General features: G+C 73.2%; 14 protein-coding genes, 1 tRNA gene, 1 pseudogene and 1 riboswitch. Of the genes and pseudogenes, 13 read left to right on the forward strand and 3 right to left on the reverse strand.

Annotated elements, in window-relative coordinates; all coding sequences use genetic code 11:
• Nucleotides 1-52 precede the first annotated feature (52 nt).
• The 4 genes from ACWGJO_RS12680 (at nucleotide 53) to ACWGJO_RS12695 (ending at nucleotide 6,543) form a co-directional block, all read left to right on the forward strand.
• Nucleotides 53-2,245 (forward strand): N-6 DNA methylase, encoded by a 2,193-nt coding sequence (locus ACWGJO_RS12680; RefSeq protein ID WP_452183432.1) that lies wholly within the window; start codon nucleotides 53-55, stop codon nucleotides 2,243-2,245.
• Between the two features lie 224 nt (nucleotides 2,246-2,469).
• Nucleotides 2,470-3,174, forward strand: coding sequence for a hypothetical protein (locus ACWGJO_RS12685; protein ID WP_452183433.1), 705 nt, complete (start codon nucleotides 2,470-2,472; stop codon nucleotides 3,172-3,174).
• Nucleotides 3,171-4,802 carry a protein kinase domain-containing protein gene (locus ACWGJO_RS12690; protein WP_452183434.1) on the forward strand — a complete coding sequence of 544 codons (1,632 nt, stop codon included), beginning with the start codon at nucleotides 3,171-3,173 and terminating at the stop codon, nucleotides 4,800-4,802. Before ACWGJO_RS12685 ends, ACWGJO_RS12690 begins: the two co-directional genes overlap by 4 nt.
• Nucleotides 4,803-5,451: 649 nt before the next feature.
• Nucleotides 5,452-6,543 carry a MazG family protein gene (locus tag ACWGJO_RS12695; RefSeq protein ID WP_452183435.1) on the forward strand — a complete coding sequence of 364 codons (1,092 nt, stop codon included), beginning with the start codon at nucleotides 5,452-5,454 and terminating at the stop codon, nucleotides 6,541-6,543.
• A gap of 4 nt (nucleotides 6,544-6,547) precedes the next feature.
• On the opposite strand, the gene ACWGJO_RS12700 is transcribed toward ACWGJO_RS12695, so the two are convergent.
• The gene (locus ACWGJO_RS12700; RefSeq protein WP_452183436.1) at nucleotides 6,548-6,970 is read right to left on the reverse strand and encodes an SDR family NAD(P)-dependent oxidoreductase; all 423 of its coding nucleotides are present in this window, start codon (nucleotides 6,968-6,970) and stop codon (nucleotides 6,548-6,550) included.
• Nucleotides 6,971-7,270: 300 nt separating this feature from the next.
• On the opposite strand from ACWGJO_RS12700, the gene ACWGJO_RS12705 reads away from it, so the two are divergent.
• From ACWGJO_RS12705 to ACWGJO_RS12735, 7 genes and pseudogenes are all read left to right on the forward strand, one after another.
• Nucleotides 7,271-8,659: a cytochrome P450 family protein gene (locus ACWGJO_RS12705; RefSeq protein ID WP_452183437.1), complete on the forward strand. Its 1,389-nt coding sequence runs from the start codon at nucleotides 7,271-7,273 to the stop codon at nucleotides 8,657-8,659.
• Nucleotides 8,660-8,880: 221 nt separating this feature from the next.
• Nucleotides 8,881-9,049: riboswitch (cyclic di-AMP (ydaO/yuaA leader) on the forward strand.
• A 5-nt stretch (nucleotides 9,050-9,054) separates the two neighbouring features.
• On the forward strand, nucleotides 9,055-9,960 hold the full coding sequence (locus tag ACWGJO_RS12710) for a LysM peptidoglycan-binding domain-containing protein (RefSeq protein WP_452183438.1): 906 nt from the start codon (nucleotides 9,055-9,057) through the stop codon (nucleotides 9,958-9,960).
• Between the two features lie 314 nt (nucleotides 9,961-10,274).
• Nucleotides 10,275-11,561, forward strand: a complete 1,287-nt coding sequence (eno, locus tag ACWGJO_RS12715; protein ID WP_380634519.1) for a phosphopyruvate hydratase — start codon at nucleotides 10,275-10,277, stop codon at nucleotides 11,559-11,561.
• 170 nt (nucleotides 11,562-11,731) lie between these two features.
• The gene (locus ACWGJO_RS12720; protein WP_359910000.1) at nucleotides 11,732-12,253 is read left to right on the forward strand and encodes an FtsB family cell division protein; all 522 of its coding nucleotides are present in this window, start codon (nucleotides 11,732-11,734) and stop codon (nucleotides 12,251-12,253) included.
• Nucleotides 12,225-12,764: pseudogene (locus ACWGJO_RS12725) on the forward strand (DUF501 domain-containing protein); the annotation flags it as partial. The gene ACWGJO_RS12720 and the pseudogene ACWGJO_RS12725, both read left to right, overlap by 29 nt.
• 128 nt (nucleotides 12,765-12,892) lie before the next feature.
• Nucleotides 12,893-13,834: a Ppx/GppA phosphatase family protein gene (locus tag ACWGJO_RS12730; protein ID WP_452183439.1), complete on the forward strand. Its 942-nt coding sequence runs from the start codon at nucleotides 12,893-12,895 to the stop codon at nucleotides 13,832-13,834.
• A gap of 428 nt (nucleotides 13,835-14,262) precedes the next feature.
• Nucleotides 14,263-15,630 (forward strand): NAD(P)/FAD-dependent oxidoreductase, encoded by a 1,368-nt coding sequence (locus ACWGJO_RS12735; RefSeq protein ID WP_452183440.1) that lies wholly within the window; start codon nucleotides 14,263-14,265, stop codon nucleotides 15,628-15,630.
• A 178-nt stretch (nucleotides 15,631-15,808) separates the two neighbouring features.
• Here ACWGJO_RS12735 and ACWGJO_RS12740 read toward each other — a convergent pair whose 3' ends face one another.
• Nucleotides 15,809-18,367 (reverse strand): ABC transporter permease, encoded by a 2,559-nt coding sequence (locus ACWGJO_RS12740; RefSeq protein WP_452183441.1) that lies wholly within the window; start codon nucleotides 18,365-18,367, stop codon nucleotides 15,809-15,811.
• A gap of 61 nt (nucleotides 18,368-18,428) precedes the next feature.
• Nucleotides 18,429-19,238, reverse strand: a complete 810-nt coding sequence (locus ACWGJO_RS12745; protein WP_380634525.1) for an ABC transporter ATP-binding protein — start codon at nucleotides 19,236-19,238, stop codon at nucleotides 18,429-18,431.
• A gap of 254 nt (nucleotides 19,239-19,492) precedes the next feature.
• Here ACWGJO_RS12745 and ACWGJO_RS12750 point away from each other — a divergent pair.
• Nucleotides 19,493-19,574: transfer RNA gene (locus ACWGJO_RS12750), tRNA-Leu, on the forward strand.
• A gap of 138 nt (nucleotides 19,575-19,712) precedes the next feature.
• On the forward strand, nucleotides 19,713-20,600 hold the full coding sequence (locus tag ACWGJO_RS12755) for a Bax inhibitor-1/YccA family protein (protein WP_452183442.1): 888 nt from the start codon (nucleotides 19,713-19,715) through the stop codon (nucleotides 20,598-20,600).
• The last annotated feature ends 31 nt before the right edge of the window (nucleotides 20,601-20,631 follow it).

The following is a 20,631-nucleotide window of genomic DNA, read 5'->3' on the forward strand; positions in this document are numbered from 1 at the left end:
CCCCCACCCCCGCCCCGGCTGTGCGGTCGCAGCCCCCACCGAAGGAGCCCCCGTGCCGGACCGTCCCGAAGTGACCGCCGCCGAGATCGCTCGGCTGGCCGGCGTCGGCCGGGCCGCGGTCAGCAACTGGCGCCGCCGCCACCCCGACTTCCCGCGCCCGATCGGCGGCACCGACGCCAGCCCGGCCTTCGCGCTCGCCGAGGTCGAGTCCTGGCTGCGCGCCCAGGGCAAGATCGCCGAACTCCCGCTGCTGGAGCGGGTCTGGCAGCTCGTCGACACCCTCCGCGACCCGGCCGGCCACCCCGCCGCCCCGCTGGTCGAGGCCGGCGCCCTGCTCCTGCTGCTGCACCGCGAGCCCGCGCAGTGGGCCGGGCTCGCCGACCGGCACGACACCCGGCTCGCCCTCGCGCTGCCCCGGGCCGTCACCGGCGCCGCCGTGCACGCCTTCGGCCCCGACGGCGCCCGCACCCTCGGCCTCCCGGGCCTGCTCGGCAGCACCCAGCTGGACCTCGCCCGGCTGCTCGCCGAACTCGCCGCGCAGGCGGGCCCGGTCGGCGCGTACGAGCAGCTGCTCACCCGGTACGCCGAGGCCAACACCCGGCAGCTCAGCCCCACCCCGCCGGAGGCCGCCGAACTGCTCGCCGCCGTCGCCGGCGTCCCCGCCACCGTGCTCGACCCGGCCGTCGGCCTCGGCTCCGTCCTGCTCGCCCACCCGCCGACCACCGGCCGCTACGGCCAGGACGCCGACCCGGTCACCGCCGCCCTCGCCCGGCTCCGGATCGCCCTGCACACCCCCGCCGACGAGCCCGGTCCGCTCCCGCTCGACCTGCGGGCCGACGACGCCCTGCGCGCCGACGGCTTCCCCGGCGACACCTTCGAGGCCGTGCTCTGCCAGCCCCCGTACAACGAGCGCGACTGGGGCCACGACGAGCTGCAGTTCGACACCCGCTGGCCCGGCGGGCTCGTCCCGCCGCGCGGCGAGTCCGAACTCGCCTGGGTGCTGCACTGCCTGGCGCACACCCGCCCCGGCGGACTCGCCGCCCTGCTGCTCCCGCCGACCGTCGCCGCCCGCCGGGCCGGCCGCCGCATCCGGGCCGAACTGCTCCGCTCCGGCGCGCTGCGGGCCGTCATCGCGCTGCCGGCCGGCGCCGCCCCGCCGTACGGCGTCCCGCTGCACCTGTGGGTGCTGCGCGCACCCCGGCCGGGCGACGACTTCCGCCAGGTGCTGATGCTCGACGCCGGGACGGCGCTCGCCGGTCCGGGCGGGGCCGCCGGGACGCAGGCCGCCGAGGGCGGCCGGGACAAGGTCGACTGGACCGAGCTGCGCCGCACCGTCCTGGAGGCCTGGCGCGGCTTCGACCTCGCCGCGCGCGATGGCCTGCCGGTCCCCGCCGACCGTCCCGGCGTCCACCGGGCGATGGCCGCCATCGACCTGCTCGACGACGAGACCGACCTCTCCCCGGCCAGGCATGTCCCACCCGCCGCCCCGCTCGGCGGCGCGGCCGAACTCTCCCACCTCGGCGGCCGGCTGGCCGAGCTGCTGGCCGGCCTGCCCGACCCGGTCGCGCTGCTTCCGCGGCCCGGCGCCGTGTCCGGCGCCGCGTCAGGTGCCGCGTCCGGCGGGGTGGCCGGCGCGGCGTCCGGTACGGCTCCCGTCGGGGTGGTCACCATCGGCGAGCTGGTCCGCGGCGGCGCGCTGGAGGTGCACTCCTCCGGCACCGGCGCCGCCACCCGGCCGGCCGGGGCGGGTTCGGGCGGCACCCCCGTCGTCACCGACCAGGACCTCGCCACCGGCGCCGCGCCCAGCGCCGTCCTGGCCGCAGGCCCCGGCCCGGCCGGGGACGTCCGCACCCGCCCCGGCGACGTCCTGGTCCCCGCCCTCGGCGGCGGCACCGCCCGGGTCGTCCCCGCCGAGGGCCCGCTGGTCGGCGCCGCCCTCGGCCGCCAGCTCCACCTCCTGCGGCCCGACCCGGCCGCCCTCGACCCCGAGTTCCTGGCCGGCCAGTTCCGCTCCACCGCCGGCACCCGGCGCGCCGCCAGCCACGCCACCACCACCGCCCGGCTCGACATCCGCCGGGTCGAACTGCCCCGCCTCCCGCTCCCCGCCCAGCAGCGCCTCGGCGCCGCCTTCGCCCGCCTCGCCGCCTTCGACACCGCCCTCGCCCAGGCCGCCGCCCTCGGCCGCAGCCTCGCCCAGGCCGCCACCGACGCCCTGGCGACCGGCACCCTGGCGCCGCCGGACTGACACCCGCTCCGCGGGCCGGGGCCGGGTCCGCGGGGGACCGATCCGGCAGGACCCGCGACGCGCGCCCGCAGGTGACCCCGGCTCAGTAGCGGCGCGGTACCGGCGGGATACCGATGCGGCAGCGGGCGGACGGAAGCCCTCCGGAGCGGCCGGGCAGGGCGGTACGGTGTGCGGAACCGGTCGCACCGCCCTCGGTGCCGGTCCTCACCAGCTCAGGAGCGCGCATGTCAGGGCAGTACCCCGGGCAGTTCGGACCGCCGCCCGGCGGGGCGCCGTACGGGCCGGGGCCCGGGCAGGGGTACGCGCCGGGCCCGGTGCCGGGCCCGCCCGCACCGGGGGGAGTGGCCGGGCCGGCCCCCATCCCCGGACGGTTCGGGGTGGTTGTGCGGGTGCTGTGCGCGCTGGCCCCGCTGGTCACCTTCGGCCTGCTCGGGGTCGTCCCCTCGCTGCTGCTGGCGGTCCGGCGCCGACGGGCGTACGACATCCTCGGCGCGGCGGTGTTCTGCGCGCTGCTGCTCGCCATGATCGTCTCGGCCGGGGTCGCGGGCACCCTGAAGAACCCGACCGCCGACACCACCGGCCAGATCACGCTGGCCGTGCTGTGGCTCCTGCCGACGGCTCACTTCCTGGTGATGGACAGCCGCGCGGTCTGGCTGGCCGGGCCTCCGGCGCCGCAGGCCGTGCCGCGCACCGCTCCGCAGGTCCTCTCGCCGTACGCGGTGCCGAACGTCTCGCCGTACGGGGCCACCGTGCCCGGGTACGGGGCGCCCGCGCAGGCCGCCGCGCCCGCTCACGCTCCCGTGCCCGCTCCCGTCGCGCCGACCGCGACCGCTGCCTCCGCCCCCTCGGCCCCCGCCCCCGAAACCGCCCACGACCTGCGCGAGCTGGGCGAGTTGCTGCGCCGCCAGGCCCGCGAGGACCGGCCGTGACCGCCGCCCGGCTGATCGCCGGCCGCTACCGGCTCACCGAGAAGATCGGCCACGGCGGCATGGGCCAGGTCTGGGCCGGCCAGGACGAACGACTGCACCGCCCGGTCGCGGTCAAACTGCTCCGCCCCGAGCACCTGCTCCCCGGCGGGACCCGCTCCGGAGGCGAACGGGCCCGCCACAGCGACGAGTTGAGCCGCCGCTTCCTGCGCGAGTGCCGGATCACGGCCGCGCTCGACCACCCCGGGCTGGTCACCGTCTTCGACGCGGGCGAGGACGAGGGCGAGCTCTACCTCGTCATGCAGCGCATCCCCGGGGTCAGCCTGGCCGACCTCATCGCCGAGGACGCGCCCTTCCCGATCGAACGCGCGGCGGCCGTCGCCGCCCAGCTGTGCACCGCGCTGGCCGTCGTCCACGCCATCCCGGTGGTCCACCGCGACCTCAAGCCGAGCAACGTCATGGTCCGCGAGGACGGCCGCACCGTCCTGCTCGACCTCGGCATCGCCACCGCCCTCGACACCGAGACCACCCGGCTGACCCTCACCGGCGTGCCCGTCGGCAGCCCCTCCTACATGGCCCCCGAACAGGCCCTCGCCGCCACCACCGACCCGCGCAGCGACCTCTACGCGCTCGGCTGCCTGCTGCACGAGATGCTCGCCGGCGAGGAGCCGTTCCGGGCCCCCACCGCACTCGGCGTCCTGCGCCGACACGTCGACGAACCACCCGTCCCGCTGCGGGAGTTGCGCCCCGACGTGCCGCAGCCGCTGGAACAGCTGGTGCTCGACCTGCTCGCCAAGCGGCCCGCCGACCGCCCCGCCGACGCCCGGAGCGTGTACGCGCGGCTGCTCCCGCTGCTGCCCACGGCCGACGGCGCCCCGCAGCCCCGCTACACCCCGCTGCCGGACCCGGCCCGCCCCTTCCGCTACCCGCACCAGCCGCAGCCGACGGCCGCGGCGGCCGCCCCGGCGCCCGTGGTCCGCTCCGAGTCACGGCCCTTCCTCATGCCACCCGCCCCCGCGACACCTCCGCCCGTCCCCGCGGAATCCGACCTCGGCGCCGAGTGCGCCCGGCTCTCCGACCTGGTCGACGCCGGACGCCACACCGAGGTGCTCGGCGTCGCCGCCCGCCTGCTGCCCCGGGCCGAGGCCGAACTCGGCGCCGCCGCACCCCTGGTGCGCACCATCCGCACCATCTACGCCCGCACCCTCCTGCACGAGGGCCACCCCCAGCAGGCCCTCCCCGAGTACCGCCGCCTCGCCGCCACCGCCGACGGCGGCCCGCACGGCCCCCAGGGCCTCGACCACCGCTACCGCGCCGCCATCTGCCTCGACCGGCTCGGCCACGGCGCCGAGGCCCTCACCGAGTACCGGGCCCTCCTCACCGCCCACACCGCCCGCCTCGAATCCGGCCTCGACACCGACCCCGAGCGCGCCTACGACCTCCGCGAACGCATCGGCCTCCACCTCGCCGCCACCGGCGACCCCCAGAACGCCTGGCAGTGGCTGCTCCCCCTCCTCCTCGACCGCGAACGCCGCGACGGCCCCCACCACCCCACCGTCCGCCGCCTCCGCCAGTCCCTCTCCACCCTCACCCCCACCTCCACCCCCTGGCCCCCGGCACCGCCGCACTGACCCCACCACCCCGGTCGCGGACCGTTGCGCCTCCCGGCGCCGCCGGTGGGGATGCTGTGCGGCCCCGGCCCCGGCCCCGGCCCCGGCTCCCGGTGTCGCGCCTTCCGGTGTCGTCGGTGCCGACTGTGCGGTTGTGGTCCTGGGTGTCGGCTCCGGGCGCCGCCGGTGGGGTTGGGCTGCCGCCCTGTGCATCGGCCTCGATCCTCGCGGGCCGGGCCACTGGAAAGCCCTGGCCCCGGCGCATCAGCGGCGGCGCCGTACCGGCCCGGGCGTGCCGTCGTGCCCTCTTCGGAGATTCCCCAGCGGCTCCAGCCCGCCTGGAGCCCCGGACCGTCCCGGGACGCACGGCTTCTCCACCGGCCCTCATCCCGGCCCGCGTGTTGACTTTTCGGAGCGGGATGGGGCCCGGCCGACTTCCCGCGTTGGACCGGAACGGGGCCCGGCCGGCACTCCGGGGCGGGGAGTCGGCGGGCCGTGGTGGCTGCGGTGAGCGCAGGGGGGCGGGGCTTGAGCGGTCGCGCGGCGGCGTAGGAAGTCGGCTGGGCCGACTTCCGGCGCTTGCGCGGGCGAGTGGGGTCCATGCCCCGGGAAGGGAGCCCGGGGCGGGGAACGGGCGGGCGGGGTGGGGGTGCGGGGGTAGGTTCGGGGGGTGACGACGAATGCTGTGCCGACGAAGACTCCGGGCGCGAAGCTGATCCTGCTGACCACCACCCACCGGGTGGCTCCCGGCCTGCTGGTGTGGCCGGCGTGGGAGGCGTTGCGGTCGGCGGGGCGGGTGCTGGTGGGGGACGAGCGGCATCCGCAGGTGGCGGCGGTGCGGCAGGCCGGGGTGGTGGTGGAGGTCGTGCCGGCCGGGTCGGCGCCCGCGTTGGCGCGGCTGCTGACCGGGCAGCCCGCCGGGGCCGGGCCGACGGTGTGGCTGGGGAGTCCGGACGGGGATCCGGGGCTGACCGACGCGCTGGCGAGGCTGGCGGTGGAGCACGCCGGCGAGGTGCCGGAGATCGAGGTGCTGCCCGGCTCGTACGACCTGCCGGGGTCGCGGCTGCTGGACCTGGTGACGGTGATGGACCGGCTGCGCTCCCCGGGCGGCTGCCCCTGGGACGCCGAGCAGACGCACGAGAGCCTGGTGAAGTACCTGGTCGAGGAGGCGTACGAGCTGGTCGAGGCGATCGAGGAGGGGGATCGGGAGGCGCTGCGCGAGGAGTTGGGCGACGTCCTGCTGCAGGTGTTCTTCCACTCCCGGATCGCCGAGGAGCACCCGACCGAGCCGTTCACCGTCGACGACGTGGCCGGGGACATCGTCGAGAAGCTGATGTACCGGCACCCGCACGTGTTCGGGGATGTCGAGGCCGGCGGCGCCGCCGAGGTGGAGGCGAACTGGGAGCAGCTGAAGGCGGCCGAGAAGGCGGACCGCGAGTCGGTGCTGGACGGTGTGCCGGCCGGGCTGCCCGCGCTGGCGTACGCGGCGAAGCTGGTGTCCCGGGTGCGCCGGGCGGGCTTCACGGGGGTGCCGGACGAGTCGTACGAGCTGCCGGTCGAGCTGACCGCCGACTCGGCGGGCCGGCTGCTGCTCGCGGTGGCGCAGCGGGCGCACGACGCCGGGGTGGACGTGGACGCGGCGCTGCGGTCGGCCGCGCGCGGTTACCGGGACGCGGTGCGCGCGGCCGAAGGCCTCAAGCCGACCGGAGAGCCCGACGGAGAGCCCGACGGGGACCCGGCCGGGGAGCCCGACGGGAAGTAGGCGCTCAGGCCGCCGTGGCGGTGTGCTCCGGGCGCCGCTGCGGCGGGACGAGTTCGCCGATGGCCTCGCCGACGAGGACGACGAGTTCGGCGAGCCGCTCCAGGTCGAGGTGGTCGGGCAGCTCGGCCAGCGAGATGACCCGCTCGCCGTCCGGGCCGGCCACCGCGAACAGGTCGATCGGCCCGAGGTGCTTCTCGGCGGTGTCGACCAGGGCGGCGACGTCGCTGGGGCGGCGGATGTCGCCGCAGACGCCGACGACGGGGCAGCCCGGCCGGTCGAGTTCGGCGGCGAGGTCCTCGGCGATGCCGACGTACTGGTCGGCGATGAGCATTCCGGAGGCGCCGGCCGCGGCGAACCGGCGGGCGAGTCCCGCGCCCGAACCGCCGTCGAGGACCGCGATGACGACGACTGACCCGCTGACCCGCATGGCCTGCTCCTCCCTGTGGACGACACCGCACCGGCGCCCACGCGTACTGCGGAGGATCGTAGGCACGTCCTGACCCTCCGCAACAGGGATTACCCCGCAGGTGACCAGGCTCACGCCCGCACCGCGGCCAAGAGTCGGCCAAGAGCTGTCCATTGACCGTCCGCGGACAGTCAACGGGCCGTCCATGAACCGTCCATGGGCCGTCCACGGAGCATCGGCAGGACGGCCGCGGACCGTCGGCGGGAGGAGCGGCGGCCCGCCGGAGCGGGGCGTGCCCGTCGCACCGGATACGGTCGGTCCATGCCAGCTCAGCCCGACTCCGCCCGGCCCGCCGCCACGCCGTCCGACGCCACCGCCCCGCAGCTGTTCACCTGGGAGTTCGCCTCCGACCCGTACCCCGCCTACGCCTGGCTGCGCGAGCACGCCCCGGTGCACCGCACCACGCTGCCGAGCGGGGTGGAGGCCTGGCTGGTGACCCGGTACGCGGACGCCCGGCAGGCGCTCGCGGACAGCCGGCTGTCGAAGAACCCGGCGCACCACAGCGAGCAGGCGCACCGCACCGGCCGGGTGGGCATCCCGGGGGAGCGGCAGGCGGACCTGATGACCCACCTGCTGAACATCGACCCGCCGGACCACACCCGGCTGCGCAGGCTGGTGTCGAAGGCGTTCACCCCGCGCCGGGTGGCCGAGTTCGAGCCGCGGGTGCAGCAGCTCACCGACCGGCTGATCGACGGCTTCGCGCAGCGCGGTTCGGCGGACCTGATCCACGAGTTCGCCTTCCCGCTCCCCATCTACGCGATCTGCGACCTGCTGGGCGTGCCGGCCGAGGACCAGGACGACTTCCGGGACTGGGCCGGGATGATGGTGCGCCACACGAAGCCGGGCCACGGCGGCGGCCAGCGCGGCGGCGTGGGGCGGGCGGTGAAGCGGATGCGGGCGTACCTGCTGGAGCTGATCCACCGCAAGCGCGCGGACCTCGGGGACGACCTGATCTCGGGCCTGATCCGGGCCAGTGACCATGGCGAGCACCTGACCGAGAACGAGGCCGCGGCGATGGCCTTCATCCTCCTGTTCGCGGGTTTCGAGACTACCGTGAACCTGATCGGCAACGGCACGTACGCCCTGCTGCGCAATCCGGAGCAGCGCCGGTTGCTGCAGGAGTCGGTGGCCCGCGGGGAGAGCGCGCTGCTGGAGACCGGGATCGAGGAACTCCTGCGCTACGACGGGCCGGTGGAGATGGCGACCTGGCGGTTCGCGACCCGTCCGCTGGCCATCGGCGGGGTGGACATCCCGGTCGGCGACCCGGTGCTGGTGGTGCTCGCCGCGGCGGACCGCGACCCGGCCCGGTTCGCGGCCGAGAACACCCTGGACCTGGCCCGGACGGACAACCCCCACCTGGGCTTCGGGCACGGCATCCACTACTGCATCGGCGCTCCGCTCGCCCGCTTGGAGGGCCGTGCCGCGCTGACCACGCTGCTTTCCCGGCTGCCCGATCTCCGGCTCGCGGAAAACGCGGACGACCTGCGGTGGCGTGGTGGTCTGATCATGCGTGGGCTGCGCGAACTGCCGGTGGAATTCAGTCCGGAGAGCCGCTCCCCGCACGCCTCTCCGCAGACTCCTCCGCGCGCTCCTTCGCAGGCTTCTCCGCAGGCCTCTCCGAACACTCCCGCCACGCCTCCGACGTGCTGAGATCGCACTGACGGGACGTCGTGAACCACCTGCCGACGGGGGTGTGAACACCCATCAATCCGGACATAACACCGCCGTTGGTAGGCGATCGAACACGCGCCGTAATTATTGTGTGATATCGACGATATGAGCTTGTGATTGGTCTGATGATCTGTCTACTCTCCCTGGAGTTCGCAGCTGCGGACCTCGTACGCGGAACGCCGAGTCCTGCCCGCCGCGTCACGGGAAACCGACCAGAACCCTGGGCAGGGGCGGGGGAACCAGGTTTGTTGCCGTCTCCCCACGGCTTGGGGTGAAGCCGCCCGAGCGGAATCGTTTCCGCATACGGCGGCCGGGCCACCTCCCGGTCCGAACCCGACAGCTCACCTCGCAGGCGTGCGGAGAGGGACCTCTTCATGCTGTTCGTTGGAACTGGCCGTCACCGTCGTCGCACCCAGGCCGAGAAGGCCATCGCCGTCGCCGGTGTGGCCGGCGTCGGACTCGCGATGCCGCTCCTCACCGCCACCGGCGCCTCCGCCGCCCCCGCCTCCACCTGGGACGCCGTCGCCCAGTGCGAGGCCGGTGGCAACTGGAGCATCAACACCGGCAACGGCTTCTACGGCGGCCTCCAGTTCACCTCCAGCACCTGGAAGGCGTACGGCGGCACCGCCTACGCGCCGCAGGCCAACCAGGCCAGCAAGGCCCAGCAGATCTCGGTCGCCGAGAAGGTGCTGGCCTCGCAGGGCCCGGGCGCCTGGCCGGTCTGCTCCCAGAAGGCCGGTCTGACCAAGGGCGGCGCCCCGGCCGCGGTCGACACCTCCTCGGACGCCAAGCCGCAGTCCGCCCCCAAGCAGCAGACCCCGAAGGCCTCCGCCAAGCCGGCCGAGAAGCCGGTCGCGCAGCAGCCCGCCGCCCAGAAGCAGGCCCCGAAGCCCGCCGCGCAGCCGGCCCAGCAGGCCGCCCCGCAGCAGCAGGCGCAGCCGCAGACCCCGGGCTTCTCCGGCAAGGCCGGCTGGGACGCCGACGCCAAGGTGTACTGGTACCAGAGCAACGGCGCCTGGTACTGGACCAGCCACCAGAGCGTCTACCAGCAGTACGCCGGCCAGGCCGCCGCCCAGCCGCAGTACGCCCCGCAGGCCGCGCAGTCGGCCCCGCAGGCCGCCGGCCACGACTACACCGTCCGCGCCGGTGACACCCTGTCGACCATCGCCGCCGCCCAGGGCGTGTCCGGCGGCTGGCACGCGCTGTACGAGCAGAACCACGGCACGGTCGGCGGCGACCCGAACCTGATCATGCCCGGCCAGGTGCTGCACCTCGGCTGAGCCGGCCCGCTCGACGCCGGCCCGCCGGCCGCCGGCCCGCCCGCCGCACCCGGCGCCGACGCCGCCCCGGCCCGCCGTCCGAAGGGGACCGGTCCTACCGGTCCCCTTCGTCCGCATTCGCCCGCTCCGGTGGGACAAGCTGGGACAAGCAGGTGAACTACCGGTGGGTAGTGGGGCCACACGCTGAGACGGGACCGAGGCGGACGTGGCCCCGGGAGCCCGGGCGGTTAGGCTCTGGTCGTAACGACTCCGCAATCGTCCTGCTGACAGCACCCACCGTCAGACCGGACCCTGCTTCCGCAAGGAGATGCCTCGTGCCGTCCATCGATGTCGTCGTAGCCCGTGAGATCCTCGACTCCCGCGGCAACCCCACGGTCGAGGTCGAGGTCGGCCTCGACGACGGCAGCACGGGTCGTGCCGCTGTCCCGTCGGGTGCTTCCACCGGTGCCTTCGAGGCGCTGGAGCTGCGTGACGGTGACAAGAACCGCTACTTCGGCAAGGGCGTCGAGAAGGCCGTCCTGGCCGTCATCGAGCAGATCGGCCCGGAGCTGGTCGGCTACGACGCCACCGAGCAGCGCCTGATCGACCAGGCCATGCTGGACCTGGACGCCACCCCGGACAAGTCCTCGCTCGGCGCCAACGCCATCCTGGGCGTCTCGCTGGCCGTCGCGCACGCCGCCTCCGAGGCCAGCGACCTGCCGCTGTTCCGCTACCTGGGCGGCCCGAACGCGCACGTCCTGCCGGTCCCGATGATGAACATCCTCAACGGTGGGTCGCACGCGGACTCCAACGTCGACATCCAGGAGTTCATGATCGCCCCGATCGGCGCGGAGTCCTTCTCCGAGGCCGTCCGCTGGGGCGTCGAGGTCTACCACACGCTCAAGGGCGTGCTGAAGGAGCGCGGCCTGTCCACCGGTCTGGGCGACGAGGGCGGCTTCGCCCCGAACCTGGACTCCAACCGCGAGGCCCTGGACCTCATCGTCGAGGCCATCGAGAAGGCCGGCTACGTGCCCGGCCGTGACGTCGCGCTGGCCCTGGACGTCGCCTCCTCCGAGTTCTACGAGGACGGCGCCTACCAGTTCGAGGGCAAGGACCTCACCGCCGCCGAGCTCATCGAGTACTACGCCGAGCTGGTCGCCGCCTACCCGCTGGTCTCCATCGAGGACCCGCTGGACGAGTCCGACTGGGACGGCTGGAAGGCCATGACCGACAAGCTGGGCGACAAGGTCCAGCTGGTCGGCGACGACCTGTTCGTCACCAACCCGGCCCGCCTGGCCCGCGGCATCGAGACCGGTACCGCCAACGCGCTGCTGGTGAAGGTGAACCAGATCGGCTCGCTGACCGAGACCCTGGACGCCGTCGAGCTGGCCCAGCGCAACGGCTACCGCTGCATGATGTCGCACCGCTCCGGCGAGACCGAGGACGTCACCATCGCCGACCTGGCCGTCGCCACCAACTGCGGCCAGATCAAGACCGGTGCCCCGGCCCGCTCCGAGCGCGTCGCCAAGTACAACCAGCTGCTGCGCATCGAGGAGATCCTCGACGACGCCGCCGAGTACGCCGGCCGCGGCGCCTTCCCGCGCTTCCGCGCCGCGGAGTAGCAGGAACGGCCGTTCCGTGGAGCGACCGGGCCCGGCCGCCGCGCGGAGCGATCCGCACGGCGAGCACGAGGGCCGGGCGCTCCCGGTAGCGCACGCCTGACCGGTGCCCCGCCGTTCACCCCGTAGGGTGGACGGCGGGGCACCGTCGCGACCAGGAGGGGATACGGGAGATGGCTGGCTGGAGGATCCCGGGCTTGGCGGCCCGGCCCCGGTTCACGAGCCGGGCGACCGTCCTCGTCCTGGTGCTCTGTTCGCTGGTGGCGATCCTCGCCTACCCGACGCGGCAGTTCATCTCCCAGCGCGCCGAGATCTCCGCCCAGCGGGCGAAGGCCGACCACGCGCGCCAGCAGGTCGAGCAGCTGCGCCGGGAGAAGGCCCGCTGGCAGGACCCGGAGTACGTGAAGGCGCAGGCCCGCGCCCGGCTGCACTACGCGGTGCCGGGGGAGACCCCGTACATCGCGGTGGATCCGGCCGGCCGGGCCTCCGCCCAGCCCTCCTCGTCCGCGGCGGGTGCGGCCTCCTCCGGCACCGCGGCCTCCGGAAGCGCCGCCGACCGGACGAAGGCCGCCAAGCCCTGGTACGCCGGCATCTGGGATTCGGTGGACGCCGCCGACACCGCGGCGGCGGCCCCCGCCACCCCCCTTCCCCTCCCACCGTCCCCCGTTGGAGACACCTCCCCCCATGACCACTGAGAACCACCCCTCCGTCTCCGACGCCGACGTCGCGGCCATCGCCGCCCAGCTCGGCCGGGTGCCGCGCGGCCTGCGCGGCGTGGCGCACCGCTGCCCCTGCGGCAACCCGGACGTCGTGGAGACGGCCCCCCGGCTGCCGGACGGCACGCCGTTCCCCACGCTCTACTACCTGACCTGTCCCAAGGCCGCCTCGCTGATCGGCACCCTGGAGGCGGAGGGTGTGATGAAGGACCAGAGCGCCCGGCTGGCCGAGGACCCGGAGCTGGCGGCCGCCTACCAGCGGGCGCACGAGGACTACATCGCCCGGCGCGACGCGATCGAGGTGCTGGAGGGCTTCCCGAGCGCCGGCGGCATGCCGGACCGGGTGAAGTGCCTGCACGTGCTGGTCGGCCACTCGCTGGCGGCCGGCGAGGGCGTCAACCCGCTCGGCGACGAGGCGATCGGCATGCTGGAGGACTGGTGGGCCAAGGGCCCGTGCGTCTCCCCGGCGGAGGTCGAGGCCGCCGGTGAGCGGGTCGCCCGCAACCGCGCCAAGGAGCAGGACCACGAGGCCGTGATCGCCGCCAAGGAGCAGAAGACCGTCGAGCGCGCCGCGAAGAAGCGCGCCGTGGAGGAAGCCGCGGCGGAGCGGGAGTCCGAGTGAGCACGACCCGCGTGGCCGCGATCGACTGCGGCACCAACTCGATCCGCCTGCTGGTCGCCGACCTCGACCCGGAGACGGGGGAGATCACCGACCTCGACCGCCGGATGATCGTCAACCGGCTGGGCCAGGGCGTGGACCGCACCGGCCGGCTGCACCCCGACGCGCTGGCCCGCACCTTCGCGGCCTGCCGGGAGTACCAGGAGATCATCGCCGGCTTCGGCGTCGGCCCGGAGCGGGTCCGCTTCGTCGCCACCAGTGCCTCCCGGGACGCCGAGAACAGCGATGAGTACGTCAAGGGCGTGCGCGACATCCTGGGCGTCGAGCCCGAGGTGGTGAGCGGCGAGGAGGAGGCGCACCTGTCCTTCGTGGGCGCCACCAAGGAGCTGACGGGCGGCCAGTTCCCCGGCCCGTACCTGGTGTTCGACCTCGGTGGCGGCTCCACCGAGTTCGTGCTCGGCACGGAGGACGTCCAGGCGGCGCGCTCGGTGAACATCGGTTGCGTGCGGCTCACCGAGCGGTACTTCGGCGACGCCGAGCTGCCCTCGGAGGAGCAGGTCGAGGCCGCCCGGGCGCATGTGCGGGCGGAGCTGGACCGGGCCGAGGAGGTCGTCCCGCTGACCGGCGCGGCCACTCTGGTGGGTCTGGCCGGGACGGTCACCACGGTGTCCGCGATCGCCCAGGGTCTGCCCGGCTACGACTCGGCAGCGATCCACCACTCGCGGATCGGCCGGGACCGGGTCGCCGGGATCGCCCGGGAGCTGCTGGCCGCCACCCACGCCGAGCGCGCGGCCATCCCGTCGATGCACCCGGGCCGGGTGGACGTGATCGCGGCCGGGGCGCTGGAGCTGCTGGAGATCATGGAGCGCACCGGTGCCGCCGAGGTGGTCGTGAGCGAGCACGACATCCTCGACGGAATCGCCTGGGGTATTGCCTCCTGACCCCGTGCGGGGCTTACCCGCCCCGGCCCCGGCACCCCATTCGGGGGCCGGGGCCGGGGCGCGCCCGAGCGCGGGTGGAAAAGTTCGTGAATTTCTTCACATGGCGATCCGGCCATTCGCCGCCCCCACCCGCCCGCTACGTCCGAAATGTGGGACCGAAGGCCTGTCGGCCGGGTAGCCCATGGGATCGCAGGTCAGGGCTCGCTTGAGGTTTGAAATTCGAAATCATGCGCGGGAACCCCGGCGCTGTGCGGATCGTTGCTGCTCAGGCCGGTCGTGCTCCGGCGCGCGCTCGCGCGGGGCTGTCCAGGGGTGGGGGTCGCCGCGCCGGGCCCGGTTTTGCGGCCGCGCAGTGTAGCACGGGGGGTCCTTCATCTTGTGACCGGGCTCACGAAGGCTGCTCCGGACGGTGCTGGATACTTTCGGATATGAGCACCACGGAGCGTCCTCGCATCCTCATTGTCGGCGGTGGTTACGTCGGCCTGTATGCCGCGATGCGCATCCTCAAGAAGATGCGTTACGGCGAAGCGACCGTCACGGTCGTGGACCCGCGGTCGTACATGACGTACCTGCCCTTCCTCCCCGAGGCGGCCGGCGGCAACGTCGCGCCCCGCAACCTCGTCGCGCCGCTGCGCAGCGCCCTCAAGCAGGCGGAGGTGCTGACCGGGTCCGTCACCGGCATCGACCACGCCCGCAAGGTCGCCACCGTCCAGCCCGCGGCCGGCGACAGCTACGAGCTGCCCTTCGAGTACCTGGTCGTCGCGACCGGCTCGGTCTCCCGCACCTTCCCGATCCCGGGTCTGGCGGAGAACGGCATCGGCATGAAGACGGTCGAGGAGGCCATCGGCCTCCGCAACCACGTCATGGCCCAGCTCGACAAGGCCGAGTCCACCACGGACGAGGAGATCCGCCGCAAGGCGCTGACCTTCGTGGTGATCGGTGGCGGCTTCGCCGGCATCGAGACCGTCGCCGAGGTCGAGGACATGGCCCGCGACGCGGCCAAGCTGTACAAGACCGTCAGCCGCGAGGACATGCGCTTCGTGGTGGTCGAGGCGGCCAACCGCATCCTCCCCGAGATGGGCCCGGACCTCGGTCTGTGGACCAAGGAGAAGCTCGAGGAGCGCAACATCGAGGTCTACATCGAGACCTCCATGGACTCCTGCGTCGACGGCCACGTCATGCTGAAGAACGGCATGGAGATGGACGCCTCCACCATCGTGTGGACGGCCGGCGTGAAGCCGAACCCGGTGCTGTCCGAGTTCGGCCTGCCGCTGGGCCCGCGCGGCCACGTCGACACCGCGCCGACCCTCCAGGTCCAGGGCTTCGACTACGTCTGGGCCGCCGGCGACAACGCCCAGGTGCCGGACCTCGCCGCCGGCGAGGGCGCCTGGTGCCCGCCGAACGCGCAGCACGCCTGCCGCCAGGCCGTCGTCCTCGGCGACAACGTGATCTCCGGCATGCGCGGTTTCCCGCAGAAGGAGTACAAGCACAAGAACCTCGGTGCGGTCGCCGGCCTCGGCCTGCACAAGGGCGTGGCGATCCTCTTCGGCAAGTACAAGCTGAAGGGCCGTCCGGCCTGGTGGTTCCACCGCCTGTACCACGGCGCGATGGTGCCGACCTTCAACCGCAAGGTCCGCGTCTTCACCGACTGGACGCTCGCGATGTTCCTCAAGCGCGAGATGGTCGGCCTCGCCCAGATGGAGCGGCCGCAGCTTCCGATCCAGGAGGTCACTCCGCCCACCAAGCCCGTCGAGGCCGCCAAGCCGGCCGCCGACAAGGCACTCGCCAGCAAGTAAGCGACTGAGACCCCGGTGTGGGAGCACCGGGGTATGAGTCGGAGGCCCTCCGCCCGGCAGCGTTGCCGGACCACGACCTCCGTGGTGCTCAGCCGGCCGTGCGACCGGGCGGAGTACAGAAGTAGAAGGTCCCCTGCCGAAACCCTCCGGCAGGGGACCTCTCTCGTTGCGGGACCGGTCAGTCGGTCTTGATGCTCGACAGGATGTCCAGCTTGGACGCCCGGCGGGCCGGCCAGATCGCGGCCACCAGGCCGACCACCCCGGCCAGCGCCAGGAACATCGCCAGCTGGCCGTACGGCAGGACCGTCGTCAGGCCGGAGAGGCTGGACTTCAGGGTGCCGTTGATCGCCCAGGCGATGAAGCAGCCGAGCAGCAGGCCGATGCCGGCGCCGAACAGCGAGATCACCACGGACTCCAGACGGACCATCCGCTTGATGCCGCTGCGGTCCAGGCCGATCGCCCGCAGCATCCCGATCTCGCGCTTGCGCTCGAAGACCGACATCGCCAGCGTGTTGACCACGCCCAGGATCGCGATCAGGACCGCCATCCCCAGCAGGCCGTACATCAGGTTCAGCGCGAAGGTGATGGTCTGGCTGAACTCGTCCCGGACGTCCTGCTTGGACTTCACGTCGATCACCGGGTTGGCGCCGGTGGCGTCCTTGAGCGCCTGCTTGAGGCCGTCGGTGGCGCCGTCCTTGCCCTTGACCAGGACGTCGGAGACGTACGGCTTCGGCTCGTGCTTGGCGATCTCGCTGTTGGCCGTCATGACCGGGCCGAGCATGCCGCCGGCCTTGTACACACCGCCGACGGTGAGCTGCCCGGTGGACTCGTCCGGGAAGGACACGTTGAGCACCGAGCCGGTGGTGACGTTCAGCTTCTTGGCGGCGTCCTCGTCGAGCAGCAGCTGACCCTTGCCGAAACCGGCGGTGGAGCCGCTGGTCAGCTTGACGTCGGCGAGCTGGTCGAGGACGGCCGCGTCCATCCCGCTGACGGTCCTGCTGGTGCCGTTGAGCTCCCAGTACGAGGTCGTCATCGCCGAGGAGGCGGCCACCCCGGGGGCCTTGGCGATCTGGGCGGGCACCTGCTCGGACAGGCTCATGCCGTTGGCGGCACCGACGATGAAGTCGGCCTTCATCGAGCCGGTGACGGCCCGGTCGATGGTGTCGTTGACCGAGGCTCCGATCACGGTGAGCCCGGTGACCAGGGTCAGACCGATGGTCAGCGCGGCGGCGGTGGCCGCGGTGCGGCGCGGGTTGCGCACCGCGTTCTGCTGGGCGAGCTTGCCCGGGGTGCCGCCGAGCCCGCGCAGCAGCGGGCCGACCAGCGCGACCACCGGACGGGAGAGCAGCGGCAGCAGGACGAACACGCCGATCAGGGCAAGGAAGGCGCCCAGGCCGACCGGCATCCGGCCGCTGTCGTTGCCGGTGGAGGCGCCGTAGCCGATCAGGGCGAGGCCGCCGCCGGCGAGCACCGAGCCGATCGTGTTGCGGACCACCAGGCTCTTCTGGGAGACCGGCTGGTCGCCGCTGCTCATCGCGGCCACCGGGGCGATCCGGGAGGCGCGCACGGCGGGCAGCAGGGCCGACATGACCGTCACCAGGACGCCGACCACGACCGTCACCACGACGGTGAGCGGCTTGATCACCAGCGAGCCGTTCGGCATGTTCTCGTTCATCGCGCCGATCAGCGACTGCATCCCGGCGCCGATCCCGATGCCGGCGACCAGGCCGGCCACCGCCGAGACGGTGCCGATCAGCAGGGCCTCGATCAGCACGGACCGGGTGACCTGCTTGCGGCTGGCGCCGATGGCGCGCATCAGGGCCAGTTCCTTGGTGCGCTGGGCGACCAGCATGGTGAAGGTGTTGGCGATGATGAAGATGCCGACGAAGAGCGAGATGAAGGCGAAGACCAGGAGCATCGTGCGCATGCTGCTGGTGCTCCTGGTGATCATGTCCTGCTCGTCGGCCTTGAGCTTGGCGCCGGTCTCGACGTCGAACTGGTGGCCGGAGGGCACCGCGGGCTGGGCCTGGGCGAGCAGCGCGTCCTGGCTGGTGCCGGGCTTGGCGGTGAGCACGATGCTGCTGTAGCGGCCCGGCTCCAGCAGGGTCTGCTGGGCGGTGGCCCGGTCGAACAGGGTGAGCGAGCCGCCGGTGTTGACCACCGGGTCGTCGGTGGTGAAGACGCCGGTGAGCTTCGCCTCGACGACCGGGCCGTTGGCGGCGACCCGGACGGTGTCGCCGACCTTGTAGCCGCCCTTGTCGGCGGTCTTGCGGTCGAGCGCGACCTCCTTGGCGGCCTTCGGGCCCTGGCCCTCGACCATCGGGTAGCGCGGGTCCTTGCCGTCCTGGCCCGGCGCGAAGTTGGCGCCCTTGGCGGCCCAGACCTGGCCGATCAGGTTGCCCTTCTTGTCGGCGACGCCGGTGAAGCCGCTGACGACGCCTCGGGCGCCGGCGGTGCCCGGCAGGGCGGACAACTGCTGGACGGTGGCGTCGGTGAGGGCGGCCGAGCCGCCCTCGCTCTTCTGCCGGGCGGAGGCGGCGGAGCCGGCCGCGCGGTCCACCACCTGGACCGAGACGTCCGAGTAGCTCTTGGAGTTGCTGTCCCGCATGGCCTTGCCGAAGGTGTCGGAGAAGACCATGGTTCCGGCCACGAAGGCGGTGCCGAGCATGACGGCCAGTGCCGTCATCAGCAGTCGGCCCTTGTGGGCCAGCACGTTGCGCAGTGCGGTGCGATACATGGGGTGTCCTGGGAAGGGTCGGTGAGCGGGCTGCGGCCGCCGGGCCGGATCGGTCGTCGTGCTAGCTGGTGCGGCCCTTGGCGTCGAAGCGGCGCATGCGGTCCAGGACGGTGTCGGCGGTGGGGTGGTGGAGTTCGTCGACGATGCGGCCGTCGGCGAGGAAGACGACGCGGTCGGCGTAGGAGGCGGCGACCGGGTCGTGGGTGACCATGACGACGGTCTGGCCGAGTTCGCGCACCGAGTTGCGCAGGAAGGAGAGGATCTCGGCGCCGGAGCGGGAGTCGAGGTTTCCGGTGGGCTCGTCGGCGAAGATGATGTCGGGCTTGCCGGCCAGGGCGCGGGCGCAGGCGACGCGCTGCTGCTGGCCGCCGGAGAGCTGGGAGGGGCGGTGGCTGAGGCGGCCGGAGAGGCCGACGGTGTCGACGACGCGGTCGAGCCAGGCCTTGTCGACCTTGCGGCCGGCGATGTCCATCGGCAGGGTGATGTTCTCCAGGGCGGTCAGGGTGGGGAGCAGGTTGAAGGCCTGGAAGATGAAGCCGATGTGGTCGCGGCGCAGCTGGGTGAGCTGCTTGTCCTTGAGGCCGACGAGCTCGGTGTCGCCGATGGTGGAGGAGCCGGAGGAGACGGTGTCCAGGCCGGCCATGCAGTGCATGAGGGTGGACTTGCCGGAGCCGGACGGGCCCATGATGGCGGTGAACTCGCCCTGGGGGAAGGTCACGGTGACGTTGTCGAGGGCGACGACGCGGGTCTCCCCCTCCCCGTAGACCTTGTTCAGGCCGGTGGCTCGGGCGGCCGCCAGGCCGGTGCGGACGGCGGTTGCGGTCGGCGTGGTCACGGGGGGCTCCTTGTGCTCGTGGACTTGTACCTCCATGCTCCGCGACGTGATCATGGTCTTGCGTCGCTCCGCCGGACGGTTGGTCCTACCACCGCTGGGCGTAGGGGAGGGCTGGACCCTCCTCCTGCGGTATGACGTGAACCCTGAGGCGGCGGGATGGCCGGAACGGATATCCTTCGTGGCCGAATCCCGGACAGTTCGTCAGATGGCAAGGAAACATGACAACTTCCGGGGCAGGGAACATGCGAAAGAGTGAGTCGGGCGACTAGGCTCAGGGTGGTTTCGCAAGAGCCCGGATGGTGGAACGCAGACACGGGCAGCTTAAAACTGCTTGGCCGCGAGGCCGTGCCGGTTCGAGTCCGGCTCCGGGCACTGACAACCGCGGGGGCGCCGACGGCGTCCCCGCCGGTCGTTGTTCACCGGATCCTCCTCGCGGCGTATCCCGGAATTTTTGCCAAGCCATTACCCTTGTACACGGGCGGTGCAGTGCCGCCACGGAGGGAATGAGCAATGAGAAGCAGCAACCCGGTCTTCTCGCGGGAGGGGTCCTTCACCCGCGACTCCGGCTACGCGGGGTTCGGTACCACCGCGCAGGCCGGGAACCCGTACGGCCAGAACGCGCACGGTCAGAACCCCTACGCGGGTACGCCCTACGCCCAGCAGCCGCAGGGCCAGGCCCCCATGACCGACGAGCAGCTCTACGAGCTGTACAACGGGCCGTCGGCCGGCCCGGCGGCCACCGGGCGGATGACGCTGGACGACGTGGTCGCCCGCACCGCCATGACGCTGCTGACGCTGGTCGTCGCCGGCGCGGTGGCCTGGTTCGCGCTGCCGTTCGAGAACTTCGGCTTCGCGATCGCCGCCAGCCTGGTGGCCATGGTCGTCGGCCTGGTGGTCTCCTTCAAGCGCAGCGTCAGCCCGCCGCTGATCCTCACCTACGCGGCCCTTCAGGGCTTCGCGATGGGCGCCGTCTCGCACGCCTTCAACACCTGGCTGAACGGCATCGTGATCCAGGCGGTCCTGGGTACGGCGGCGGTCTTCGCGGCGATGCTGTTCGCCTACAAGAGCGGAAAGATCCGGGTCACCGCCCGCTACCAGCGGATCGGCATCGCGATCGCCCTGGGCTTCGTGCTGCTGATGCTGGTCAACATGGTCGCGATGGCCTTCGGCGCCGACATGGGCCTGCGCTCCGGCCCGCTGGGCATCGTGGTCGGCCTGATCGGCATCGGCCTGGGCGCCTTCTTCCTGTCGCTGGACTTCGCGTCGATCGAGGAGGCCATCGCCCAGGGCGCCCCGCAGCGGGAGTCCTGGCGGGCCGCCTTCGGGCTGACCCTGTCGCTGGTCTGGATCTACATGGAGATGCTGCGGCTGATCGCGATCCTGCGCGGCGACGACTGACGGTCCCTTCCTTCGTGAACCACTGCCGCCG

Source organism: Kitasatospora sp. NPDC054795 (assembly GCF_053611565.1).